General features: G+C 42.3%; 17 protein-coding genes, 2 tRNA genes and 1 pseudogene. 11 read left to right on the top strand and 9 right to left on the bottom strand.

Annotated elements, in window-relative coordinates:
- Positions 1-268: 268 nt before the first annotated feature.
- Together uvrB and C427_RS06990 are read right to left on the bottom strand one after the other, a co-directional pair.
- Entirely contained in the window at positions 269-2278 is a 2010-nt protein-coding gene (gene uvrB, locus C427_RS06995) for an excinuclease ABC subunit UvrB (RefSeq protein ID WP_007643812.1), read from the bottom strand.
- Positions 2279-2283: 5 nt separating this feature from the next.
- Complete coding sequence (locus C427_RS06990) at positions 2284-3660, bottom strand: MATE family efflux transporter (protein ID WP_187292382.1); 1377 nt, start codon at positions 3658-3660, stop codon at positions 2284-2286.
- Positions 3661-4640: 980 nt separating this feature from the next.
- On the opposite strand from C427_RS06990, the gene C427_RS06985 reads away from it, so the two are divergent.
- The 9 genes from C427_RS06985 (at position 4641) to nth (ending at position 11535) form a co-directional block, all read left to right on the top strand.
- Positions 4641-4717: transfer RNA gene (locus C427_RS06985), tRNA-Asn, on the top strand.
- A gap of 55 nt (positions 4718-4772) precedes the next feature.
- Positions 4773-4849 (top strand) — tRNA-Asn (locus C427_RS06980).
- Positions 4850-5013: 164 nt separating this feature from the next.
- Positions 5014-5595 (top strand): electron transport complex subunit RsxA, encoded by a 582-nt coding sequence (rsxA, locus tag C427_RS06975; protein WP_034900377.1) that lies wholly within the window; start codon positions 5014-5016, stop codon positions 5593-5595.
- On the top strand, positions 5595-6161 hold the full coding sequence (rsxB, locus tag C427_RS06970; RefSeq protein WP_007643820.1) for an electron transport complex subunit RsxB: 567 nt from the start codon (positions 5595-5597) through the stop codon (positions 6159-6161). Before rsxA ends, rsxB begins: the two co-directional genes overlap by 1 nt.
- A 9-nt stretch (positions 6162-6170) precedes the next feature.
- Positions 6171-8369, top strand: a complete 2199-nt coding sequence (rsxC, locus tag C427_RS06965) for an electron transport complex subunit RsxC (RefSeq protein WP_007643821.1) — start codon at positions 6171-6173, stop codon at positions 8367-8369.
- Entirely contained in the window at positions 8366-9460 is a 1095-nt protein-coding gene (gene rsxD / locus C427_RS06960) for an electron transport complex subunit RsxD (RefSeq protein ID WP_007643822.1), read from the top strand. The genes rsxC and rsxD overlap by 4 nt, the downstream gene beginning before the upstream one ends.
- On the top strand, positions 9457-10146 hold the full coding sequence (gene rsxG / locus C427_RS06955) for an electron transport complex subunit RsxG (protein ID WP_007643823.1): 690 nt from the start codon (positions 9457-9459) through the stop codon (positions 10144-10146). Before rsxD ends, rsxG begins: the two co-directional genes overlap by 4 nt.
- A complete protein-coding gene (locus C427_RS06950; RefSeq protein ID WP_007643824.1) occupies positions 10139-10837 on the top strand; it encodes an electron transport complex subunit E in 699 nt (232 codons plus the stop codon). Before rsxG ends, C427_RS06950 begins: the two co-directional genes overlap by 8 nt.
- A 65-nt stretch (positions 10838-10902) precedes the next feature.
- Positions 10903-11535: an endonuclease III gene (gene nth, locus C427_RS06945; protein WP_007643826.1), complete on the top strand. Its 633-nt coding sequence runs from the start codon at positions 10903-10905 to the stop codon at positions 11533-11535.
- 289 nt (positions 11536-11824) lie between these two features.
- Here nth and C427_RS06940 read toward each other — a convergent pair whose 3' ends face one another.
- The 5 genes from C427_RS06940 to C427_RS06920 all read right to left on the bottom strand — a co-directional run bounded on the left by C427_RS06940 (position 11825) and on the right by C427_RS06920 (position 17560).
- Complete coding sequence (locus C427_RS06940; RefSeq protein ID WP_007643828.1) at positions 11825-12199, bottom strand: hypothetical protein; 375 nt, start codon at positions 12197-12199, stop codon at positions 11825-11827.
- Between the two features lie 53 nt (positions 12200-12252).
- A complete protein-coding gene (locus C427_RS06935) occupies positions 12253-15384 on the bottom strand; it encodes an efflux RND transporter permease subunit (protein WP_007643830.1) in 3132 nt (1043 codons plus the stop codon).
- 8 nt (positions 15385-15392) lie between these two features.
- Complete coding sequence (locus C427_RS06930; protein WP_007643832.1) at positions 15393-16505, bottom strand: efflux RND transporter periplasmic adaptor subunit; 1113 nt, start codon at positions 16503-16505, stop codon at positions 15393-15395.
- Positions 16502-17128 (bottom strand): hypothetical protein, encoded by a 627-nt coding sequence (locus tag C427_RS06925; protein WP_007643836.1) that lies wholly within the window; start codon positions 17126-17128, stop codon positions 16502-16504. The genes C427_RS06930 and C427_RS06925 overlap by 4 nt, the downstream gene beginning before the upstream one ends.
- 66 nt (positions 17129-17194) lie before the next feature.
- Positions 17195-17560, bottom strand: a complete 366-nt coding sequence (locus tag C427_RS06920) for a hypothetical protein (RefSeq protein ID WP_007643845.1) — start codon at positions 17558-17560, stop codon at positions 17195-17197.
- 392 nt (positions 17561-17952) lie between these two features.
- On the opposite strand from C427_RS06920, the pseudogene C427_RS27240 reads away from it, so the two are divergent.
- Together C427_RS27240 and C427_RS06910 are read left to right on the top strand one after the other, a co-directional pair.
- A pseudogene (locus C427_RS27240) lies at positions 17953-18054 on the top strand (endonuclease III); the annotation flags it as partial.
- Between the two features lie 82 nt (positions 18055-18136).
- Complete coding sequence (locus tag C427_RS06910) at positions 18137-18331, top strand: YwbE family protein (RefSeq protein WP_007643849.1); 195 nt, start codon at positions 18137-18139, stop codon at positions 18329-18331.
- 11 nt (positions 18332-18342) lie between these two features.
- Here the strand turns inward: C427_RS06910 and C427_RS06905 are convergent, their stop codons facing one another.
- Positions 18343-18822 (bottom strand): type IV pilin protein, encoded by a 480-nt coding sequence (locus C427_RS06905; protein ID WP_007643851.1) that lies wholly within the window; start codon positions 18820-18822, stop codon positions 18343-18345.
- On the bottom strand, positions 18819-22901 hold the full coding sequence (locus C427_RS06900) for a PilC/PilY family type IV pilus protein (RefSeq protein WP_007643853.1): 4083 nt from the start codon (positions 22899-22901) through the stop codon (positions 18819-18821). The genes C427_RS06905 and C427_RS06900 overlap by 4 nt, the downstream gene beginning before the upstream one ends.
- Positions 22902-22913: the final 12 nt, after the last annotated feature.

The following is a 22913-nucleotide window of genomic DNA, read 5'->3' as shown; positions in this document are numbered from 1 at the left end:
TGCCATGCGGTTACAATAATCTTTGAGTATAAATAACCTGAGCTCGGGATAAGCCATAATACCCAGTACCACTATTATCGCGCCTACCTTCGTTGGACTTGCTTACAATAGCGCGCTATTCCCTCACAATCTCCCCCTCGATAAACACAATAATAGCAGCACTAGATGTATTCAATGTCTTTGCGAACCAATTGGCAGCATCTAACATATCGTTTATATTGTAATGACTTATAGGGACGCGGCACGTCTTAACCAGAGTTCGGGTTAACTAGGAATTTTTCACTATTTGAGCACGATAGGCTTCAATGTCATCACGCAAATTCGCTGCTTTTTCAAATTCTAAATCTTTAGCCGCTTTAAACATGACTTTTTCCAGTTCACTAATTTTTTGCAAAAGTTGCGGTGTACTGAGCGTATTATATTTTTTGCTCGACTCAGCCACTAGCCTGAGCTTCACTTTACTGTCAGAACTGCCATCGCCCACGTCCATGATGTCGGTGATAGGTTTATTCATCTGGGTAGGAATAATGCCGTGCTTAAGATTGTAGGCACGTTGGATGTCCCGCCTTCTATCTGTTTCTTCAATCGCCCGTTGCATCGACCCCGTGATCCTATCAGCATATAAGATTGCCCGGCCATTTATGTGCCGAGCTGCCCTACCCATAGTTTGTATCAGTGATTTATCAGAACGTAAAAAGCCCTCTTTATCTGCATCAAGAATAGCCACTAACGACACTTCTGGCATATCAAGACCTTCACGAAGCAAGTTGATCCCAACTAACACGTCAAACTTACCAATACGTAAATCGCGTATAATTTCGATACGCTCTACTGTATCGATATCTGAGTGTAAATAACGGGCTTTTACACCATGCTCATCCAGATAATCACTTAAGTCTTCAGACATACGTTTGGTCAAGGTAGTAACGAGCACTCTTTCGTTCACTGCCACACACTTATGAATTTCAGAAAGTAAATCATCCACTTGTGTGCCTACTGGCCGTATCTCTATTTCAGGGTCAAGCAACCCCGTAGGACGAACCAGTTGCTCAACTATATCGTCTGGTGCAATAGCCAGTTCAAATTTACCCGGTGTGGCAGAAACATAAATTGTTTGCGGGCTTATTTGTTCAAACTCCTCAAACTTTAGAGGCCTATTATCTAATGCTGATGGCAATCTGAATCCATATTCCACTAAGGTTTCTTTTCGGGATCTGTCACCTTTATACATGGCACCAATTTGTGACACAGTAACGTGAGACTCATCGATAAACATTAAGCCATCAGCTGGGAAATAATCAATAAGAGTGGGCGGAGGATCACCTGGTGCACGTCCTGACAAATAGCGAGAGTAGTTTTCAATACCTGAGCAATAACCTAACTCCTGCATCATTTCCATATCAAATTGACAACGCTGGGACACTCGCTGCTCTTCTACTAATTTATTAACGGATTTAAGTTGCTCACGTCTTTCTTTGAGTTCAACTTTAATATGTTCAATCGCATCAATGATTTTTTCCCTGGGTGTGACGTAATGAGTTTTAGGGAAAACCGTGGCGCGCGTCACCCTTTTCTCAACAGCGCCTGTAAGTGGGTCAAATATGCTAATGCGTTCAACTTCTTCGTCGAATAATTCCACCCTGATACCATGACGTTCTGAGTCTGCAGGAAATATGTCAATCACATCACCGCGCACTCTAAAGGTCCCTCGGTCAAATGCGACATCATTGCGAGAATATTGAATTTCAACTAGGCGACGTAAAATATCACGCTGATTCATGATGTCGCCTTGACGAAAATGCACCAGCATCTTCATGTAAGACTCCGGATCGCCCAAACCATAGATAGCCGATACACTAGAAACAATAATAACGTCGCGTCTTTCCATCAGAGATTTGGTGGCTGATAAACGCATTTGTTCAATGTGTGCGTTTATCGATGCATCTTTCTCAATAAAAGTGTCACTTGAGGGCACATAGGCTTCAGGTTGATAATAATCGTAGTAAGAAACAAAATATTCCACTGCATTATTTGGGAAAAACTCTTTCATTTCTCCATAAAGCTGTGCTGCTAAGGTTTTATTGTGTGCCAGAATCAATGTCGGACGCTGCACCTTCTCTATCACATTTGCCATAGTAAATGTTTTACCAGAGCCTGTGACACCTAATAATATTTGTCGTGCAAGGCCATCTTCTAGGCCTTCTACTAACGCTTTAATCGCTCCGGGCTGGTCGCCGGCTGGCGAATAACTAGAGGATAATTCAAATGGTCTACTCATAAATCTTATTTACTCAATACACTTTGTTCAAATCGAGAGGCGAGAATGGTTTTACACCAAATATAAGCAATACAACCAACGGCAATGTTGGCGATTGCTCCCGCCCAAAAAAGTCCGGATAAATCAAACCAATAACTACCTATGTAAGAAAAAGGCACAAAAAACACAAATAAACGCATAAAATTTAATGATAGGGCTGACATCGGCATATGCATGGCATTAAAGGATGAATTAGTCAAAATAGTCACACCTTGCAATCCATATCCTAAGGGCACAATCATTAGAAACATTATTATGGTCGAGGCAACGTTTAACTCATCGGTGAATATATCGGCAATGACACCTGATAACAGGGCCAAAATAGCAAAAATAAACAGCTGCCATACAATTACAAATTTGACGCACAAACTATAGGCCTGCCCTACTCGCTCAAGCTTATTCGCTCCAAAATTTTGACTTATAAAGGGTGGCAATGACATGGATAAAGACAATACCACTATACTAGCAATAGATTCTAATCGGCCACCGACTCCCCATGCGGCAACGGCTTCTGGTCCATAACCTGCCACAATTGCTGTGACTATTCCGGCAGAAATGGGGGTCAACATGTTTGCACCCGCTGCAGGTACACCAATTTTTAAAATACCCCCAGTACTGCGTTTTAACTGTTGCCAATTAAGTAATTTAGGTTCAATCAATTTCCGCTTTACGACCAATATATATAAAATATAAAATAACCCCACTGCCCAAGCTATAAGGGTAGCGACAGCCGCACCTTGTATTCCAAGGGCAGGTACTGGGCCCCATCCGAATATAAGTATGGGATCAAGTATCACGTTGATAAGACCACCAAAGGCCATCACATAACTGGGTGTTTTGGTATCACCAGAAGCGCGCAACACACTGTTGCCGACCATGGGCATTGCCAAAAACACCCCGGCAGCGTACCACACCAGCATATACTCTTTAATAAAGACTAACTGCAGTGGGTCAGCCCCCATTAAGCGAAATATCGGTTCAATCGTGATCACGCCGATAACAGCTAAAATAATCGCTAATACCATAGTGAGCATCAATGCACCAGTTGCAGTCTCCTTAGCTTGGTGGCGTTGCCCTGCGCCAAGCAACTTAGCAATAATAGCCGAGGTACCAATACCCAAGCCAATATTTAGACTAATAACCGTAAAGGTAACTGGAAAAGTAAAGCTGATAGCAGCAAGTTGTTGCGTGCCTAACATACCGATAAAAAAAGTATCTACCAGCCCAAATGTCATGAGCACTACCATTCCTATTATCATAGGTAGAGTCATTTTACGTAGTGTTAGAGCAATATCTTGGTTCAGCAAATCTGGGGGTGACGATGTTTTAGTGCTTGAGGTCAATATTACTCTCTCTTAATTTAAGATAATGATGGGTAAGAAGGTTAACTAGCCCGGGATCACATGTCACATATTCAACCTTACACATTCGAAGATTCGTAGAGGTGTCTTCAGCACTGTCATAAAGATACATATAATACGCGATTTTTGTATGAATTTTATTATATTTACCGCCACTAATGTTACGGGATTGTTACAAATGTCAACATTTATCAGATGTATGCATTTGAATACACTTGAGTGTCTGTTTTTTGACGTTTTTACTTTTACGACACTGCCTCACTTGAAAATAAATAGATTGTTTTAAAAACCATCGATTAATATTTAAAAAATAATCTGGTTGTTTTAGCATAATTTTTAATTTCTCTTTAAAAACAACACACAAGCGAAATTCAATACAATTCAAACTGAAGTTTTTATTTTTTTATGAAACCAAAAAATATCGTATCCATATGTTTTTAAATGATTTTTTAAATTAATCTAATATTATCAACTTCAACTCTTGACATTTAATTGATAAGTATCATCGTACTTATTAGAATTTAATCCACAAGGTTATCCACAGGTTTCGTGGATAACTGCCTTGACCCTAGAATTGGCGTACATTGGCACCACTGTCTGCTTTTGTTTTAGTTAGTAATCACTAACCTTAGCATGGCGACCAAAGGTTACACTTTTATTAAACACTGGCAATACGTACAGTGTTCAACAAATCGTTAATAACAATTAGCTATAACGAAATGAAAAAACGGTCTTTGATTTAAAATTAAATTGGCAAACTTAAATCGCACAATTTTAAATCAATAAAAATGAGATTTTTTATTTCTGATGGTATTACGTACAGATTGCGCGAAAGTTTATAAATATATACATAAAACCTCACTTTGAGTGTTGACAGCGAGCGGTATGCTCATTATTATTCCGCCCCGTTGAAAAGCCACCTAGTTTGTAACTAAGTGAGGTTTACAACGTAAGTATAACGTTCCCCCTTAGCTCAGCTGGTTAGAGCGACGGACTGTTAATCCGCAGGTCCCCTGTTCGAGTCGGGGAGGGGGAGCCAACTTATACTTGTGATTAAATGTTTATGAAAAACAATATTTAATATGAAATTGAATTCCCCCTTAGCTCAGCTGGTTAGAGCGACGGACTGTTAATCCGCAGGTCCCCTGTTCGAGTCGGGGAGGGGGAGCCAATTCTTTATTCAGCCATTTCCTCATTCATTACTTTTAGTTATCTACCCTTATTTCAATAATAAACACCATATAGCAATAAACTTTTGAATATCAAGTTGTTAATGGTCACTTAAATACAGATAATAAGGACGCATTAATAACTCTTGGCTAATATTCATTTTACATGACCGAATTCTTATTACTATTAATTGGCACTGTGCTGGTAAACAACTTCGTGTTAGTTCAATTTCTAGGCTTGTGCCCATTTATGGGTGTATCAGGTAAGTTAGAAACAGCTATTGGCATGTCTATGGCCACTACTTTTGTACTAACATTGGCCTCTATCTCCAGCTATCTAGTCGAACACTATATATTACTACCTCTTGGTATCGGCTATTTGCGTACCCTGAGTTTTATTCTGGTGATAGCCGTAGTTGTGCAGTTCACTGAAATGGTCGTGCACAAAACTAGCCCTACTTTATACCGCCTGCTAGGTATCTTCTTACCACTCATCACCACCAACTGTGCCGTCTTAGGCGTTGCACTGTTGAATATCAACCAGGAACATAATTTTGTTGAATCGGTTATTTATGGCTTTGGTGCTGCAGTAGGTTTCTCTTTAGTACTCATATTATTTTCAGCGATGCGTGAACGTTTAGCTGTTGCTGACGTACCTAAACCTTTTAAAGGGGCTTCTATAGGTATGATTACTGCAGGTTTAATGTCTTTAGCTTTTATGGGCTTTACTGGATTGGTTAAGTTTTAATGTCACTAGGATTTGCTATTTTAACTGCCTTACTCGCCATAGGTCTGTTGGCTCTAGTTTTTGGGCTTGTGCTTGGATTTGCTGCGGTAAAATTTAAAGTTGAAAGCGACCCTTTAGTTGAACAAATAGATCAAATACTCCCACAAACCCAGTGTGGACAATGTGGGTACCCTGGTTGCAAACCTTATGCTCAAGCAATAGCTGATGGCGACGAGATAAATAAATGCCCGCCGGGTGGCGATGCCACCATAAAAAAACTGGCTAACCTTATGGGTGTAGAAGCGACATCTTTAGATGCCGCACATGGCTCAGAAGATATCAAAATGGTTGCTTATATTCGTGAAGACGAATGTATAGGCTGCACTAAATGCATTCAGGCATGTCCTGTAGATGCCATAATAGGTGCTGCCAAACAGATGCATACAGTGATAGTCGATGAGTGCACAGGCTGTGATTTATGTGTAGACCCCTGCCCTGTTGATTGCATCGATATGTTGCCTTTACAAAACAGTGCCTCATCTTGGCGCTGGAATATCGATGCCATTCCTATAAAACGAATAGGCTAATCAGGAATTATGCCAAATAACTTCGACGACATCATTGAAAAACTAGACAACCAAGAATTGTGGGACTTTCCTGGAGGCGTCTTTCCTGCTGAACGCAAATCACTGTCGAACCAAACTCCAATAGGCAGACTACCTATCCCTGAACGCCTATATGTGCCAGTTAAACAACATATAGGTATCGAAGGTCATTTAATTGTTGAAGTCGGTCAGAAGGTGCTCAAAGGACAAGCATTGACCAAAAGTATGAACCCTTTTGCCGTCCCAATTCATGCTTCCACATCGGGTGAAATAACAGCAATACACAAACATGTGTCAGCTCATCCTTCTGGTTTACCAGAGTTGACAGTTGAAATTAGCAGTGACCAACAAGACAAATGGACTCAACTTAGCCCTTTAGTGGATTATCAAAACCAACCAAAGATGCAAGTGTTAGCCGCTATTTGTGATGCTGGAATCAGTGGTATGGGCGGTGCTGGTTTTCCCACTCATATCAAGTCTTCGCCTAAAAAAGATATCGATTTTTTAATTATCAACGGTATCGAATGTGAACCTTACATTACCTCTGACGACCGTTTAATGCGTGAACACGCTTGGCAAATACGTCAAGGTATCAACGTGTTGTGCCATCTGCTTAAGCCAAAACAAGTATTGATAGGTATAGAGAATAACAAACCTGAAGCCATAGAAGCGTTGCAAGTGGCATGCCGAGAAAGCTCCAACTATCGTGTATGCATTGTGCCGACTAAGTACCCTGCAGGCGGCGAAAAGCAACTAATTCAAGTACTGACCAACCGAGAAGTACCAGCTCAGGGATTACCGGTGGATGTCGGCGTAATCATGCATAATGTGGGCACTTGTTTTGCCATAGCAGATGCGATTTTTACGGGGAAACCGCTCATCGAGCGCGTGGTAACCGTCACGGGTGAAGCAATAGAAAACCCAGGTAATATGTGGGCGCTGATTGGTAGCCCCGTTGCCCATCTGTTGGCACACTGTAAATATAAGCAAGCAGGTCAGAAGCAACCCAATATCATAATGGGTGGTCCAATGATGGGCTTTAGTGTAATCAGCGATTTGGTGCCCGTAATAAAAACCACGAATTGTCTTTTGGCACCGACTGACAATGAAATCTCAGGTAACAACGAACAAGCCTGTATTCGCTGTAGTGCATGCGCCGACGCTTGTCCTGCTAGCTTGTTACCACAACAATTGTTTTGGCATTCAAAAGCCAAAGAATTAGAAAAAGCCCAAGAATATAATTTATTTGATTGTATTGAATGCGGTGCTTGTGCCTACGTTTGCCCCAGTGAGATACCTTTAGTCCACTATTATCGCATCGCAAAGTCTGAAATAAGAGTAGAGCAAGAAGACAAACAAAAGTCAGATAAAGCGCGTGACCGTTTTGAAAAGCGCGAAGCGAGATTAATTGCCGATCAACAGGCTAGAGACGAAAAACATCGCTTGGCTGCAGAATCTAGAAAACAAGCTATGGCGAGTAGTGGCAACAATGCCAAAGACAAAATTGCCGCAGCCTTAGCCAGAGCAAAAGCAAAAAAACAAAGCGCCACTGAAGTCGACGATAAGCCGCAGGAGCCAACTGCAGCAATCTCTGCTGATAATTCAGAACAAAAAACAAAAGCTGAATCAGCTGATACGTCCACAAAAGCAGCCAGTTCAAATCAAAGAGTCCAAGCGGCCATCGCTAGAGCAAAGGCCAAAAAGGCGGCCGCTGAAGTAGCTATTACCGACACTAAACTAAAAGATACAACCGACACTAGTGATGTGATAGAAAATGAGATTGAGGTAAGTCAGCAAGACATTGAAGTTAAAGTGGTATCAAAGTCACCTTCCAAGGCCAAACTAAATACTCAAGCTGATGTCACTGGTAACCCACTCTCAGCAGATGTTGCCTCGCAAACTCAAGAGCCGAACCTAGCTGATAGTAAACAAGCTAAAATAGCCGCTGCGGTAGCAAAAGCAAAGGCTAAACGCGAAGCACAAAAAATCGCAAACAGCCGAGACGAACCAAGTCCAGTGTCCGCAGGTAAGGTTGATAACTCAACTACTGACAATTCAGTTGAGCTAGCTAAAACAGAAGAACAACAGATAGACATGAAAAAACGCAGAATTGCTGCCGCGGTGACTAAAGCCAAGGCCAAAAAATCAGCTGAAAAAGCAGCGAATAACAAACAAGACAAACCCTTATGAGATTTAAGTTAGCCAGCTCACCTCATCAGCATATTCGCCGTGATACCGGTCAAGTAATGCGTTTAGTTATTCTTGCTATGGTTCCGGGTATTTTAATGCAAACATGGTTCTTTGGTTGGGGCACGATCATTCAGATAATGCTTGCAATCATTACGGCTGTGGTGACCGAAGCGGCCATTTTAGAAATGCGTAAACGCGACTTTGAAAGAGCATTAAAGGATTATAGCGCGGTTTTAGCCGCGATATTATTGGCAGTGAGTATTCCACCTTTTGCCCCTTGGTGGGTGATTGTTATAGGTACATTTTTCGGTATTGGCATTGTTAAACAATTGTATGGTGGTTTGGGTTTTAATGTATTTAATCCAGCGATGGCGGCTTATGTCATGCTGTTAGTCTCTTTTCCTGTACAAATGACTCAATGGCTACCACCTACCAGCCTTGCCCAATATAGTCATAACTTTATGGATGCGCTGTACGCTGTATTTACGGGTTTCAGTGTTGAGGGTTTTAGCCTTGCACAATTAAAAACAGGCATCGATGGCGTCACTATGGCCACGGGACTAGACACCGTCAAAACGGGGATTGCTCAGGGGCTTACTTATTCAGAAACAATTGAATTCCCCATTTTTGATAGCGTAATTTCTGGGTTAGGTGTGGCATCAAGTTGGATAAGTCTAGGATATCTGCTTGGCGGCTTATATTTACTCAAACAAAAAGTCATTAACTGGCATATACCGGTCAGTATGCTGGCTGGCTTGTTCATCTGTGCATTAGTCATGTCGCTGGTTGACAGTGACTTATACCCATCCAGCCTATTCCACTTATTCAATGGAAGTATCATTATAGGTGCATTTTTTATTGCTACCGACCCTGTTTCTGGCTCGACTACGAACAAAGGCAGGTTGATTTTTGGTGCAGCTATTGGAGTATGGGTGTATTTGATAAGGGAATGGGGAGGTTATCCTGATGCCGTCGCTTTTGCCGTGTTGATCATGAACATGGCAGTACCTTTAATCGATTATTATACGCGTCCACGCACCTACGGCCATACTTCAAACAAGCGAAAACCCATAGATAAGGCTAAGTCATGACAAAGAGTATCCAGCATACTATGACTAAAAATGGCTTGATCTTAGCCGTTTTCGCCATAGTCACGACGGGGCTGATTGCACTTACCTACTTTGGTACTAAAGATCAGATTGCTTTGCAGCAACAACAAAAATTATTATCGATTCTCAATGCAGTCATTGATGAAAGCCTTTATGACAATGCCATCCAGTTAGACTGTACCTTGGCCACTTCAACTGAATTGTTAGGCTCTAATCAAGCTCAACATATCTATCGTGCCACTAAACAAGGTCAAGCAGTTGCGGCGGCTATAGAAACAACTGCGCCAGACGGTTATAGCGGTAAAATCCAATTGGTGGTGGGCATAACTAGTTCGCAACCAGGTACAGCTAAGGTAACGGGCGTCAGAACACTCGAACACAAAGAAACACCGGGCTTAGGTGACAAAATTGATTTACGGATTAGCAATTGGGTATTGGACTTCGATAATCAAATTTATAATGCAGAAATAGCTACAAATTGGGCCGTTAAAAAAGACGGTGGACAGTTTGATCAGTTTACAGGTGCTACCATTACCCCCAGAGCAGTGGTTAACGCAGTTAAATTAAGTGTCGAATATTACTTAGCAAATCAAGCCGCTATTTTTCAAGCTCCCAATGCCTGCTCCGTAGATAATATGACTGAAAAAATGAGCGAAAGTAATGAATGAATTTAAAGAGTTAAGCTGGCAAGGACTTTGGAAAAACAACCCTGCACTGGTGCAGCTGTTAGGTTTATGCCCTTTACTTGCCGTAACAGCCACCATTACCAATGGCTTAGGTTTAGGCCTCGCTACCACTCTCGTATTGATTGGTTCAAATACTACAGTGTCGATAATCCGTAATTGGGTTCCTAGCGAAATCCGGATCCCAATTTTTGTGATGATCATCGCTTCTTTTGTGACCATAGTGCAGCTTTTAATGAACGCTTACACATTTACGCTGTATCAAGCCCTAGGCATTTTTATTCCACTGATAGTCACTAATTGCGCCATTATCGGACGAGCTGAAGCCTATGCCTCTAAAAACACAGTAGGCAAATCAGCTTTTGACGGTTTGATGATGGGACTTGGTTTTACCGTTGTGTTGGTATTATTAGGCGCGATGCGCGAATTATTAGGCTATGGCACCTTGTTTGATGGTGCTAATTTATTGTTAGGTGATTGGGCTACGATCTTAAAAATCACTGTATTTGAAACAGACAGCCCATTTTTACTCGCTATTTTACCTCCCGGTGCTTTTTTATGTATGGGCCTGTTGATCGCACTTAAGAATGTATTAGATAACCATATGGAAAAATTATTTGCCGCCAAGACTGAAGAAAAAGTGGTACAGCGGGCTAGAGTCACGACTGAGAGCTAAAGCTACGAGATACATCACTGGTCGCCGCGCGACATGAGATTTTTTAGAGTATAAAATGATATCAAATGAATAAACTCAAACGCTTAGAAATGTTGACTCGCTGGCGCGGGGCTAACCCACATCCTGAAACAGAGCTTAATTTTTCTAGTCCCTTTGAGCTATTGATTGCGGTAATTTTATCTGCGCAAGCGACCGATGTAAGTGTTAATAAGGCAACCGATAAGTTGTACCCAGTAGCGAATACCCCAGAGGCTGTTTATGCTCTAGGTGTGGATGGGTTAAAAACCTACATCAAGACCATTGGTTTGTTTAATGCCAAGGCTGAGAACGTCATTAAAACCTGTGGCATGTTAATTAATCTACATGAGTCAGTAGTACCACAAGATAGAGAGGCACTAGAAGCCTTACCAGGCGTGGGCCGAAAAACAGCTAACGTTGTATTAAATACGGCTTTTGGCTGGCCCACCATAGCCGTAGACACCCACATTTTTAGAGTATCAAACAGAACTAAATTAGCTATGGGCAAAAACGTTGATTTGGTAGAGCAAAAGCTGCTAAAAGTGGTACCTGCCGAATTTAAGGTAGATGTGCATCATTGGTTGATTTTACATGGCAGGTATACATGCATTGCCCGTAAACCTCGCTGTGGTTCTTGTTCCATCGAGGACTTATGCGAGTTCAAAGATAAAACCGAATAGAAAGCGTTCAAAGTAGTTGTCTCAACACCACTCTGATATTCTGGGCTCTAAAGACCTCATTGTCAGTAAGAAGCGAGTTGCAGTCATATGATTAAGGTCTGCCGGCCGTCTTAACAACTGCAAAAGGATACATACGCGTTTCAAATTTGTAAGAGAAGTCTTCTACAATAACTAACGCTCACCATTGTTATGTTGATGCCAAGACGTTATCAGAGGCAGCCATTGCCTTATGAGCAGTGATCTAAGAATTCGCATAAAAACGCCACTTACGGATGTTCACTTAACAGTTCTAAAAACTATAACGGATAGTGACCGGGTGATGATCTTCTTCACTAACTCGAATCAATACTTTTGCACCATCATTAATAGTAATGTCAGCCACCATTTTATTTCCTCCAGATGGGATGAATGGTGCCTCACTTTTCTCTTTGTTTGCTAATACCACAACATTAGCGACAAGCTCAGTGGTTGGGTATGCTTCACCGTGATCACGTACATAAAGACTGACTGACTTTTCCTCTCTGACCAGCTCAAATACCATGTCATGCGCTTCTTTGACCACACCGCCATGCATTGGCTCTAAGCTTCCATGTGCCAATGCATTTGATACCATCACTGCTGAAGTTATTAGCGCTATCAACACTAACTTTATTATTGCTTTCATGATTACACTCCATTTTGGCGAACTTCAGTAAGGCGTCGCCAGAATAAACCTATTTACATTAATTCGTCTGACTTACGTTTTTGCCAAAGCATGCTTGCCTTACCGCCAAACTCCCGATATAGCAAAGGCGTCAACAAGGTGTCTAATAAAGTTGAAGTTAATAGTCCTGAGAAGATAACCACCGCAACAGGATGCAAAATCTCTTTACCAGGCGCATCGGCGGCCATTAATAATGGGATCAGCGCAAATGCAGTCACCATGGATGTCATCATCACAGGCGCCAACCTTTCTTGCGCCCCTCTGACAATTAACTGGGTGTTAAATTGTTCTCCCTCAAATTTTATCAGGTTGAGATAATGACTCAGTTTTAATATACCGTTGCGCGAAGCAATGCCGGTAAGTGTGATAAAGCCAACAACAGATGCAACCGAAAGTGGTGTGTTCGTTAACCACATTGCTGCAACCGCGCCTAATAGCGCCATGGGTAAACTACTCATGATAATGCTGGCAAATACGAAAGATTGATATCGCATGTACAACACTAAAAATATAAGTGCGAACGATATGCTTGATAATATCACTAACAAACGCATGGCTTGCTCTTGCGCTAAGAATTGCCCTTCAATACTGATAAAGCTATCTGCGCCTAATTCAACTTCATTCACTTGCTCGCGCACTGCTGACAGCAGTTCCTTTACATCCACTCCCGTGCTGTTTGCATAGACTACAAGCCTGCGTCGGCCGTTTTCTCTTAGGATTTGGTTTGGCCCATCACTTAAACTTATGTCAGCGATGTTTGCGATGGGAATAGCACCTGCTGGAGTGTCTATCAGTGCTGTACGCAGTGCCTGAGGGCTTCTCGCTTTTTCATCTAAACGCATCACTAATGCATAGCGCTTCACACCATCGATAATGTCCACAACATGTTCGCCGTCGGTTAACAACGCTAAGCGCTCTATTGCCTTACCCGGACTCAAACCATATTGTAAAAGCTTATCTGGTCTTAATCTGACCGACACTTGTGGAATCAGCACTTGTTTTTCCACATTGATATCAACCAGCCCAGGTATGGTTTCTAATTTCTGCCTGATTTTTTCAGCATTGATGCGAAGCTCGTCTAAATTGTCGCCAAACACTTTTATTGCCAACTGTGCTCGCACACCAGATAGAAGATGGTCTAGTCGATGGGAAATAGGTTGTCCAATTGCTATTTGCGCTGGTAACACGCTTAGTTTTCCTCGGATTTCAGTCAAGACTTCTTCCCTAGATCGCTCCGACTCAACTAAATCAACATCAATTTCAGAAGAGTGCACACCTTCCGCATGCTCATCGAGTTTTGCTCTGCCGGTGCGTCGTCCAACCGCGGTGACCTCATCAACCGATAGCAACAAAGACTCAGCTAAATGCCCCATTCTGTTAGATTCCGATAGTGAGGTGCTTGGCTGAAAAATCATCCCCAATACCAAAGAGCCTTCATTAAAGGCCGGTAAAAATGCACGAGGGAAGAAGGCAACGGATGAGGCACTAATAAGGGCTGTCAGACCGCTTACTAATAATATTGAGCGACGTTTGGGCAATGCCCATAACAGCCATAAACTCTGCCATTTTTTTAGTAAAGTGACTAAAAAACTATCGCCTTTATGCAGTTGCTTCATCTGGGGTAATAAAAAATAACAAAGCACCGGCGTCACAGTCATCGATACGAGTAAAGACGCTAATACGGCAATAATATAAGCGCCACCTAATGGCGCAAACAAACGACCTTCGATACCTGGCAGTGCAAATAATGGGATAAAAACAAGCACCACAATTGCTGTCGCATAAACAATTCCTGAGCGCACTTCAACGCTTGCTCGCCATATTACGTCAAAAATAGGAAGTGGCTTGTCTTGCTTGGCATTTTGTTTTAGACGGCGAAGTATGTTTTCTACATCGACTACAGAATCATCAACCAATTCCCCGATGGCGATAGCTAAACCGCCCAAGGTCATGACGTTAATGGTCTGACCCATCCACTTAAAAATGAGCACCGTCAAGGCAAGCGATAGAGGAATAGCAAGTAAAGAAATAGCCGTAGTGCGTGTTGATAACAAAAACGCAAACAACACAATCACCACTAGAATAGATCCATCTATTAGCGCTTCGGTGACATTATCAACCGATGCTTTAATAAAGTCAGCTTGACGAAACAACACTTGCGGCGCAGAAACGCCATCAGGCAAGCTTGTAGCAAGCTCACTTAACGCTAATTCTATTTCACGTGTCAGTTTTACCGTGTCCGCACCTGGTTGTTTTTGTACATTAATGATGACCGCAGGTTTACCGTTATAACCGCCGTCACCGCGCTTAACAGCAGCGGCATAACGAACGTTTGCAACTTGCTCTAAACGTACTGAAATGTTTTCCTGCCAGGCAACAGCTAACTGGCGCAAGTCATCCAGCTTGAGCGTTCTTCCTTCGTGGCGTATCAAAAACTCGCGATTATTGACATCGATAAAGCCGCCACCTTTATTTGATGCAAAGCTTTCAATAGCATCGCGCATCTGCTCGACACTGATCCCCAAATTACGCATTACATCGAGATTAGGCTCTACTCTAATTTGTCTAACATCGCCACCGATAGGGATGGCTTGAGATATTCCAGGAATAGAAAGTAGCCGTGGACGCAGCACAAAATCGGCGTATTCACGGGCGAGCATCGGGTCAACATCCGTATTCGCGTTTATAGGTAGATCAATGGCTAGATCAATAGGCAAGGCAATGAGCATAATCTCACCCATAATCGATGACACAGGTCCCATTGTTGGCGTAATACCACTGGGCAGTTGTGAAGTGGCCTGATCAAGTCGTTCTGACACTAACTGACGGTTACGATACACATCAGTATCCCAATCGAACTCTACATATACAATGGACAAACCAATCCCAGAGGTTGAACGCACGCGTGTAACGCCGGTTACGCCGTTAAGCATATTTTCAAGCGGAAACGAGACTAACTGCTCAACTTCTTCGGGGGCCATCCCGCCTGCCTCAGTCAAGACGGTGACTACTGGCTTATTTAAGTCAGGAAACACATCAATGGGTAACGCTCTGCCTTGCCAAAACCCATAAACAAGGGTCATAAGTGCGAGCACCAACACTAACAGTCGATTGCGTAGACTTGCATGAACTAATAAATTAAACATGCAAGCTCCTAACGTACTTGGTTAAGTAAAGACGTACCGGCTGTAACGACTCGATTATCTGCACCTAAGCCTTGTGTAATTAACACTTTATTCGGGGAAATCTCACGATACTGCACAATTTTCGGTGAAAAACGCTCGGCAGACACTTTTATCCACACAATGGGCAAGTTAGCACTATTAGTCACAATGGCGTCGCTTGGCAATAAAATACCTTCTAAGGTGTTTTCAAGCTCAGCAAACACCGTGACCGGTTGGTCAATTAATAACAAGGATGCAGAGTCAGCGGGGATTTCTAACGCAAAGTGCACGGTCACCATACCAGCAATGAGCTGCGGTGCATAACCACGATACTGCAAATTAAGCTCAGGAAACGCTTTGATTTTAGCGGTGTTAAGTTGCATCAAAATAGACGCGTCATTGGTAAGCGCTTCGATGTGGCGTAAATTTGATGCCACTACTTCAAACAGAGTCGTACCAGCCTCAACCCAGCGACCCCGTCTGGCTTGGTGATTAATTAACACACCTGATATCGGCGCAATAAGTGGCTCAGGCTTCTCTAAACCTTGTTGTAAAACCGCTTCTTGTTCAACGAGAATTTTTAGGCTCGTCTCAAGTTGCTCTAAAGCTTGTTTTGATGCCAACTCACCCAGGTCGCGCAAACGCTTAACATCCCGCTTAGCCTGCATAATCTGACTTCTTACTGCCAATAATTGGCTTGTTTGGCTGGCTAACTCAAAGGCAGTATCTTGGTATCTAACATAGCCAAGTATTTGACCCGCTGACACCTTTTCGCCAGTGGCAAGCACGCCTGAACCTGGCGCCTCAAAACGACCATCACTACTCGGTTGAACGAGGGCTTGGCCTTCAGGGTGAGCACGTACAACACCGGCTAAAGTGACACTGCCTTTCACACTTTGCTTAGTCACGAATTGCGTTCTAATACCCAAAAGTGCTTGATTTTGCATCGGCATCAGCACAGAGCCATCAGCCTGCCTGCCTAAACCATCAACTGAATTGGTATCGGTGTCGCTAAGGTGCTCACCATTTGGGCCGTGGGCACCAGGAGACGCAATGGCATGCCAAGCTGAAAAACAGATAAATATAATTAGGAGTGTCCTCATGATCTCACTCCTTTGTTTTTCCGTCCAAAGAAAAAGCCAAACGCAAAAACGACAATCGATAAGCCAAGCGCCCACCAAGGGAAATGATGATGATCTTCCCCCTGCTCTTGCGATTCATTGTGAGAATGCTCGGCATTATCTGACTGTGCATTCGCTTCGGGCATTACAAAGTTACCCACCAATAAATCACCGTTATCTTTTGTCAAAATGGTCGCAACCACTTCGTGCTCACCACTAACATTAAGCGCACTGATAAAGTCGACATCGTTGACGATATAGCGGTTTTGAGCCTCATCAAAACTAGCGCTGGCAGTCAAAGCACCGACTTCTAAATCTATGCTGGCAGATTGAGTAGGTGTATTTGTTTCAAAATCATGCAAATAGATAATCAGTTCGTTGCTAAACACCTCACCCAGTACTTCAAACGATTCAGTAAACATTTCAAACTTTGGTCTTTGAATGGATGGATTGCTTTGCTCCATATCAAGATGCTCGCCGTTAGGGCCATGAGCACCCGGTGAAGACAGAGCCGATAAAGAAAGCAATAATAGGGTTAATGCCAAAAGAGATAAAAAGGGCACTCCAACGAAAAACACGCCAGAGGCAAAACTACGATATACCATAAGATTTTAATCCAAAATATTTAAACACAATAAAAAAGCCTACAAGAAGAAGACGATTGCTAAAATTTAGGATTTATATTTTGGGGGAGGTGTGTTGTATTCAATAAAGGGGGGAGCCCACCAAGTAACGAGATTGTCTAAGTTTGCTTCGGGCAGTCTCTTTGGAATGGCTGCAGGTGCGAAAATCAAAACGCCTACAACACCGCCGTCATGATAGGAGTTACTGTGTTCTAGCGCTTGTTTTGAATAACTAATTTCAAATTTTTCAACGTCTATTTTATCGTGCTCATGCGGCTGTCCCACATCATGAAAGTAGTCATGGACTGAGGTGTTACCATGATGATACGTATCATGCACACTTAATGCCGCAACCAAAGGAGATGGCGCAGCGATGCAGATTAGCAAAATGATAGAAACAAAATTCTTAAGCATTATGTGGCTTTTGAAATAACAAGTTCAAGAACGATATCAAATTCTATTTGTTTCAACAATTTTTTTATACCCGCCATTGCTTTGTCTCTCTGATATGTGGGTGTCGAGTTAGATAATTCGCTGAAGGGGACTGACTAATGAAGATTTTGAACCTTCCACAAAGTTCTTCGTTCTTTTATGTGTTCAGCCGTATTCTAGTAGAAATGGGATGATAAGAATCAAATCCACTGGTTGTGTATTTTTCTCTAACGTGACTAACTTGAAGAAGATAGTTAAATCAGGCTTCTGCTGTTAAGCATCGTTCAACGAGCAGCTTGCCATCAGACGCTTTTAGCACTAACCTGCTCTTTCACCATTATATGATGGGTTTTCTCAACAGCGATACTGACGTATTTGGTTGGCCTACCATAGCTTTAGACACCCATTTTTTTAGAGTATCAAACAGAAATCAATCAGCTATCGGCAAAAATATTGATTCAGTTGAGCAAAAATTGTGAAAGGTGATATCTGCCGAATTTAAGGTGGATGTACATATAATGAGACATTAAATATAATACTGACGACTAGGAAATAACAATGGAAAGTACAAAACGAGCAAATATTAAGATAGGCGTACAAGTGTCTATCGTGCTCAAACAAGATCAAAGAACCGGTGATTTAACCGAAGGAGTGGTCGAAAAAATTCTTACCAATTCACCGAATCATCCCCATGGAATTAAAGTCCGATTAGAAAGCGGTGAGGTAGGCCGAGTTAAACACATTCACCAGTAAATACTGCTGCTCTAACATTTCCAACAAAACTCAGCTGTACTGAAAGTGCCATTATTATTTTCATCCCATGCTCGTCGCCCATCGCTGTAAAAGGCAATTTTTCCATTGCCGGCTTGGGAAGTACCTGTCACAGGCTTAGCCTCAATAAGGTAAGCACTGCCACTGGCCTCACTGATATACAAATCATACTTGCGGTTGTCATAGAGCTCAGCGGATGGCGAATGTTTATGAAAAATAGCAGGCTTTCCCGTATCGGCTGCAGAAGCTGCAGCCGCCTTGTAACTAAAACTTGCGGCTTTATGTCGCTCCATAGCAGCAGCTAAGCTCATCAAATCAGCTTGGGCAGCACCTCTATTAGTGCTAACAACAAACCCTTGGTAACTGGGGTATGCAATGCTGGTAATAATGCCAATAATAGCCACCACTATCATCAATTCAACTAATGAAAAACCTTTTTGCTTTTTACTCAGTGTGTTTAGCGTTATTTTCATTGTCTCTCTGTCTCTGTTTTCCAACTGCTTTTTTGGACTCGCTCAAAATAGCTGTGGATGTTTTCGGCTAAACACTCGAAGTCTGAACCACAAGCTACCTTGTTACCGCCTTCATCTACCTCAATGACAGTTGAAGCACATTCAGTTCCCAAGCAAATAATAGGCTTAATAATATCTTCAATCAAAATTTTGGTATCTGGAGCTATACCCGTTTGTTTTAATTGCGCGTAACGGTCTTCATGTAACTGTGTGGCATCATTGTTCAAATCTACCACTGAGTTACCATTGATAAGTTCAACCAAATACGCACGGCTGTTACCTGTGGGCGGTGCGCACTCACTCTCACTAGCCGTGGCTGGCAAGTAGGTGGTAAATATCACTTGGTAGTCCAAAATCAATGGCGAGGCAAGTACCTTTTCCCCACCAAGTTTAAGACTAATATACCAACCTTGGGACTCTGAAAATTGATCAAAGGCCAATTCTTTGGCTACTGAGTCTGAAGATGTTAGTAAATGTTCGGTAGCATCATATAAATCACTTAAACCTAAAGGTATAGAAGGCAAACCAAAGTTTCCATCAGCATCAAGGGAAAAGACACCGTCGTCTTTGATCATGTAAAAATGGTCATTAATAACTGTATTTAATGGATGTGCCCGAAAACCAGAACCTAATACAACGGCATAGTAATGATCTGTACCTAAGCTTATCTCAGAAATATCAGGACCATAATAAAAGCGTCTGTTGTCTGCCTCTATATCGCCACCAAAATTAGCGAGTAAACCGCCGGTGACCAAGCTTGCGACTGACTCTTCATTGTGAATATCCAGTCTAAACAATTGACCTCCCATATCTGCAACATACATATGATCGGCAAATCCGTCATTATCGCGATCAATAACAGAAATCCTAGCAGGAATACTGTATCCCATTTCTGGCAGTATTAAGTCTGCATCAGCATCACTTGCCGACCAAATAAGTTCACCGCTATCGGCATCGACAATAAACACTGAGTTGCCAACAGCATCAGTACTTCTGAGTAATTTACTGTCTTGATCTTCATCATAACCACCGCCAAATATTAAAACATTTCGACTAGTAGTCCCTACTTTAATTTTTGTCACGGTGGGCTTTGACCACGTTTGTCCCAGGTTTACAAAATCCCCCACTCCACCTTCTATTTTAAACATCAACCTAGGATTATTTTTGCTCGTAATATCAAAAGCGTAATAATTATCACCACCACGGCGCATGCCAACGTAGAGGTAGATATTACTACCTACTGTTCTTAGCACCATATCTCCATCTAAACCGTAAATGTGAGAAAACGTCGAAGAATCTAGGTATAAATCGTACAAATTATCCATTAAGTCTTTCGGCATAATCGCAAAATTTTCTTCACCTGTGGCTGGGTCGAACGAGTGTAAAAAGCCATGGTTGGTTGCTACAAAAACGGCACTGTCTGTAAGGGAGTAATTAACAATAACTGGCTGAGAATGAATAGGATCGCCCATTGCTTGTCTGGCATCAGTTGAACTGCCATCAGCATCGTCATCTTTCACATCGACTCCGCGAGCCCATTTTAATACAGTTTCGCGAGCGGCGGCTGGATCCGCTAAGGCACCAACAGCTAAATCTGTAATGGTTAAACTAGTGTTATCTTCATGCAACAAGTTCTCGGTTTTTATAATGGTACCCGCGCTATCAAAAGTGTAAGCAGCACGAGGCAACCCCATCTTCCCAGCCGTTCCGCCTTCTCGCACGTCATTTCCATCAGCTAACAATGACCAAAAACTGTGAGCACTGTCGTTAAAAAAGCCAGTAACACTATCCACGGCGTTGAAGCCGTTTTTATCTAGAATGTCTGCACCATCTAACCTATACCTCTTTACATTTCCAGGCCAGATAGTGCCTTCTGCAGGCTTAAATAAAGCAAAATACAACTCGTCATTATGGGTTAATCGATTAAGTTGGTTCACCGCTACACCGGGTGAGACAAAAGTAGCATTAACATCTTTTACCGTTTTCAATATGGATTGAAAAACACCCACTAATTCGTCAGTATTCTCTGCCGTATAGAAATCACCGCTGCCGTTAATCGCTAAGTCATTCAGAAAGGCGTTTGCAGTTGAATCCGCTGCGAAACCAATTGTGTGTGTGAAAACTCGTGTATTAATCGAAGTGTCATCGCCATCACCTATGTTTTTGGTTAAATCTACTCCGCATTTTTCGCCACCAGATCCAGTACATGACTTTCCAAGTAATGTTTCAATTTCAGTCACACTGTGATTATTATTAGCCACACCATCCGATAAAATTACTATATGGTTATTGGTCTGACAGACTTTATCCGTAACTGGGCTGATGTAAGTGGCACCATCTGGGATGGACTCATTCATACAGTCTGAGCTACTTAAGTTATCTACTGTGCAACCTGAAGGTAAAACGGAATCCGTTCCAACATATGACAACCTATGGCTCACTCTGGTGTTACGTCGTACAGTACTTGAAACAGATGATTGACCACGATTTCTCCCATAATCAACGGGAAGTCCACCATAATAACTGGCAGCCTCGTAAAGAGTATCGACTATTGGCGTCATGCCACTTGCACTCAATGCATCGACTTGACTGATAAGAAGTTCACGCACCGTAGAAGTACTGCCAGGTGTTGCATTACCCTGATACTCTAATACCAGACTAACTGTACCTGAGGGTTTTCCGTTATAGGTATAGGCACCTCGAATACCCACAAAATCTGAAAATACAAACATCATATCGTTGCCAGACGACCAACCTGCCCGTCCAACAATTTGTTCTACGATGCTTGTCACTGGTGGACTTTGATAAGTGTAATTTTTATACCACTGAGGAATGCCAGACCAAGCCACAGCTGTCGTTTTTGGCTTATCTTTCAATAGATATTTCGTGTAGCGTCTAAAATTGCGGGGATCATCTTGGTCGACTCCTGCAATATTAAAACTAGCGGATGAGCTGCTGCTACTTTGGTAGGCGGTAAATTCCAAATAGGCATTTAAAATACTCGCACCCTGGGGTAAGGCTATGTTTCTAAACCTGACACCAATATACTTGTTAGAGCTGTCCCTAAACGTGAGTTCGGTTCCTGTCGATTCATATCCGTCACTGCGCTCTTCAGCATTATTGTTTTGTGAGCTAACCTGATAACTTAACTTACCTTTCACACAACCCGTTGCGGTAGTGTCGTCATACACCACCACTAGTTGAGGACCTAATCCTTGACCATCCTCAAATGCAGGTGATACACGTTCACTGCTGGTGCTGATACCTTGACCATCAACAATGATGTTTAAAGAATTTCCCCCACACCAGTCAGATTGATCGACAATTTCTTGTATAATGCCGCTTAAGTCAGGTGACACTGTCGTTTCATTCGACACTGGCCAATCATTATCAGTATCCCAAAGTACGGAATTAGATGTTTTAGTCCGAGCAGATATATTATTACTGGTTTCACTAAATGTTATAGAGTTGCCAATGAGCTCACCACTGAAGGTTAGATTGGTTGCGCCACTATTAAAACCACTTGAACTAAAGCGAATATAGGCATTAGTAATCACTGCGCCACGAGGGATATTAAGGCCTTGGTAACGAAGTCCTAGGGTGACTACATTGGTACTTTGGGATAATTTCAATATGGTATTGGAACTGTTTACAGATGATGCAATTTCATAGGCATCATCTGTTGCCTGTGAGATAGAAGTGATGATTTCAGGGGAAACAGAGTCGTCAATTGGTCTAACAGGGTATAAGACTGGTCCACCAAAATCTGAAAATCGCATTAAACCTGCGTTGATATTAGTGACAGAATTAAGGGTTTCTTTTAACGCGTTTTGTACCCGTAGCATTCTAGATTCATCCCCCCCATCCTTGCTCGTCATACTGCCTGACGTATCCATAATAAAGAGTACATTAGGATTGTAGGTCACTTCACTGCCTGCAGTGCCTAGGTATATTTCTAAGTCATCCGCACTAATAACGCTACTAAAAAGCGTTAAGCTAGCCGCCAACCATATTCCAGTAAATTTATTGATATATTTCATGAAAAACATCAC

It is taken from the genome of Paraglaciecola psychrophila 170 (assembly GCF_000347635.1).
In the GTDB taxonomy this organism is placed as follows: Bacteria; Pseudomonadota; Gammaproteobacteria; order Enterobacterales; family Alteromonadaceae; genus Paraglaciecola; species Paraglaciecola psychrophila.
The sequence above is the reverse complement of the archived record's forward strand: the minus strand, read 5'-3'. Positions and strand labels throughout refer to the sequence as shown.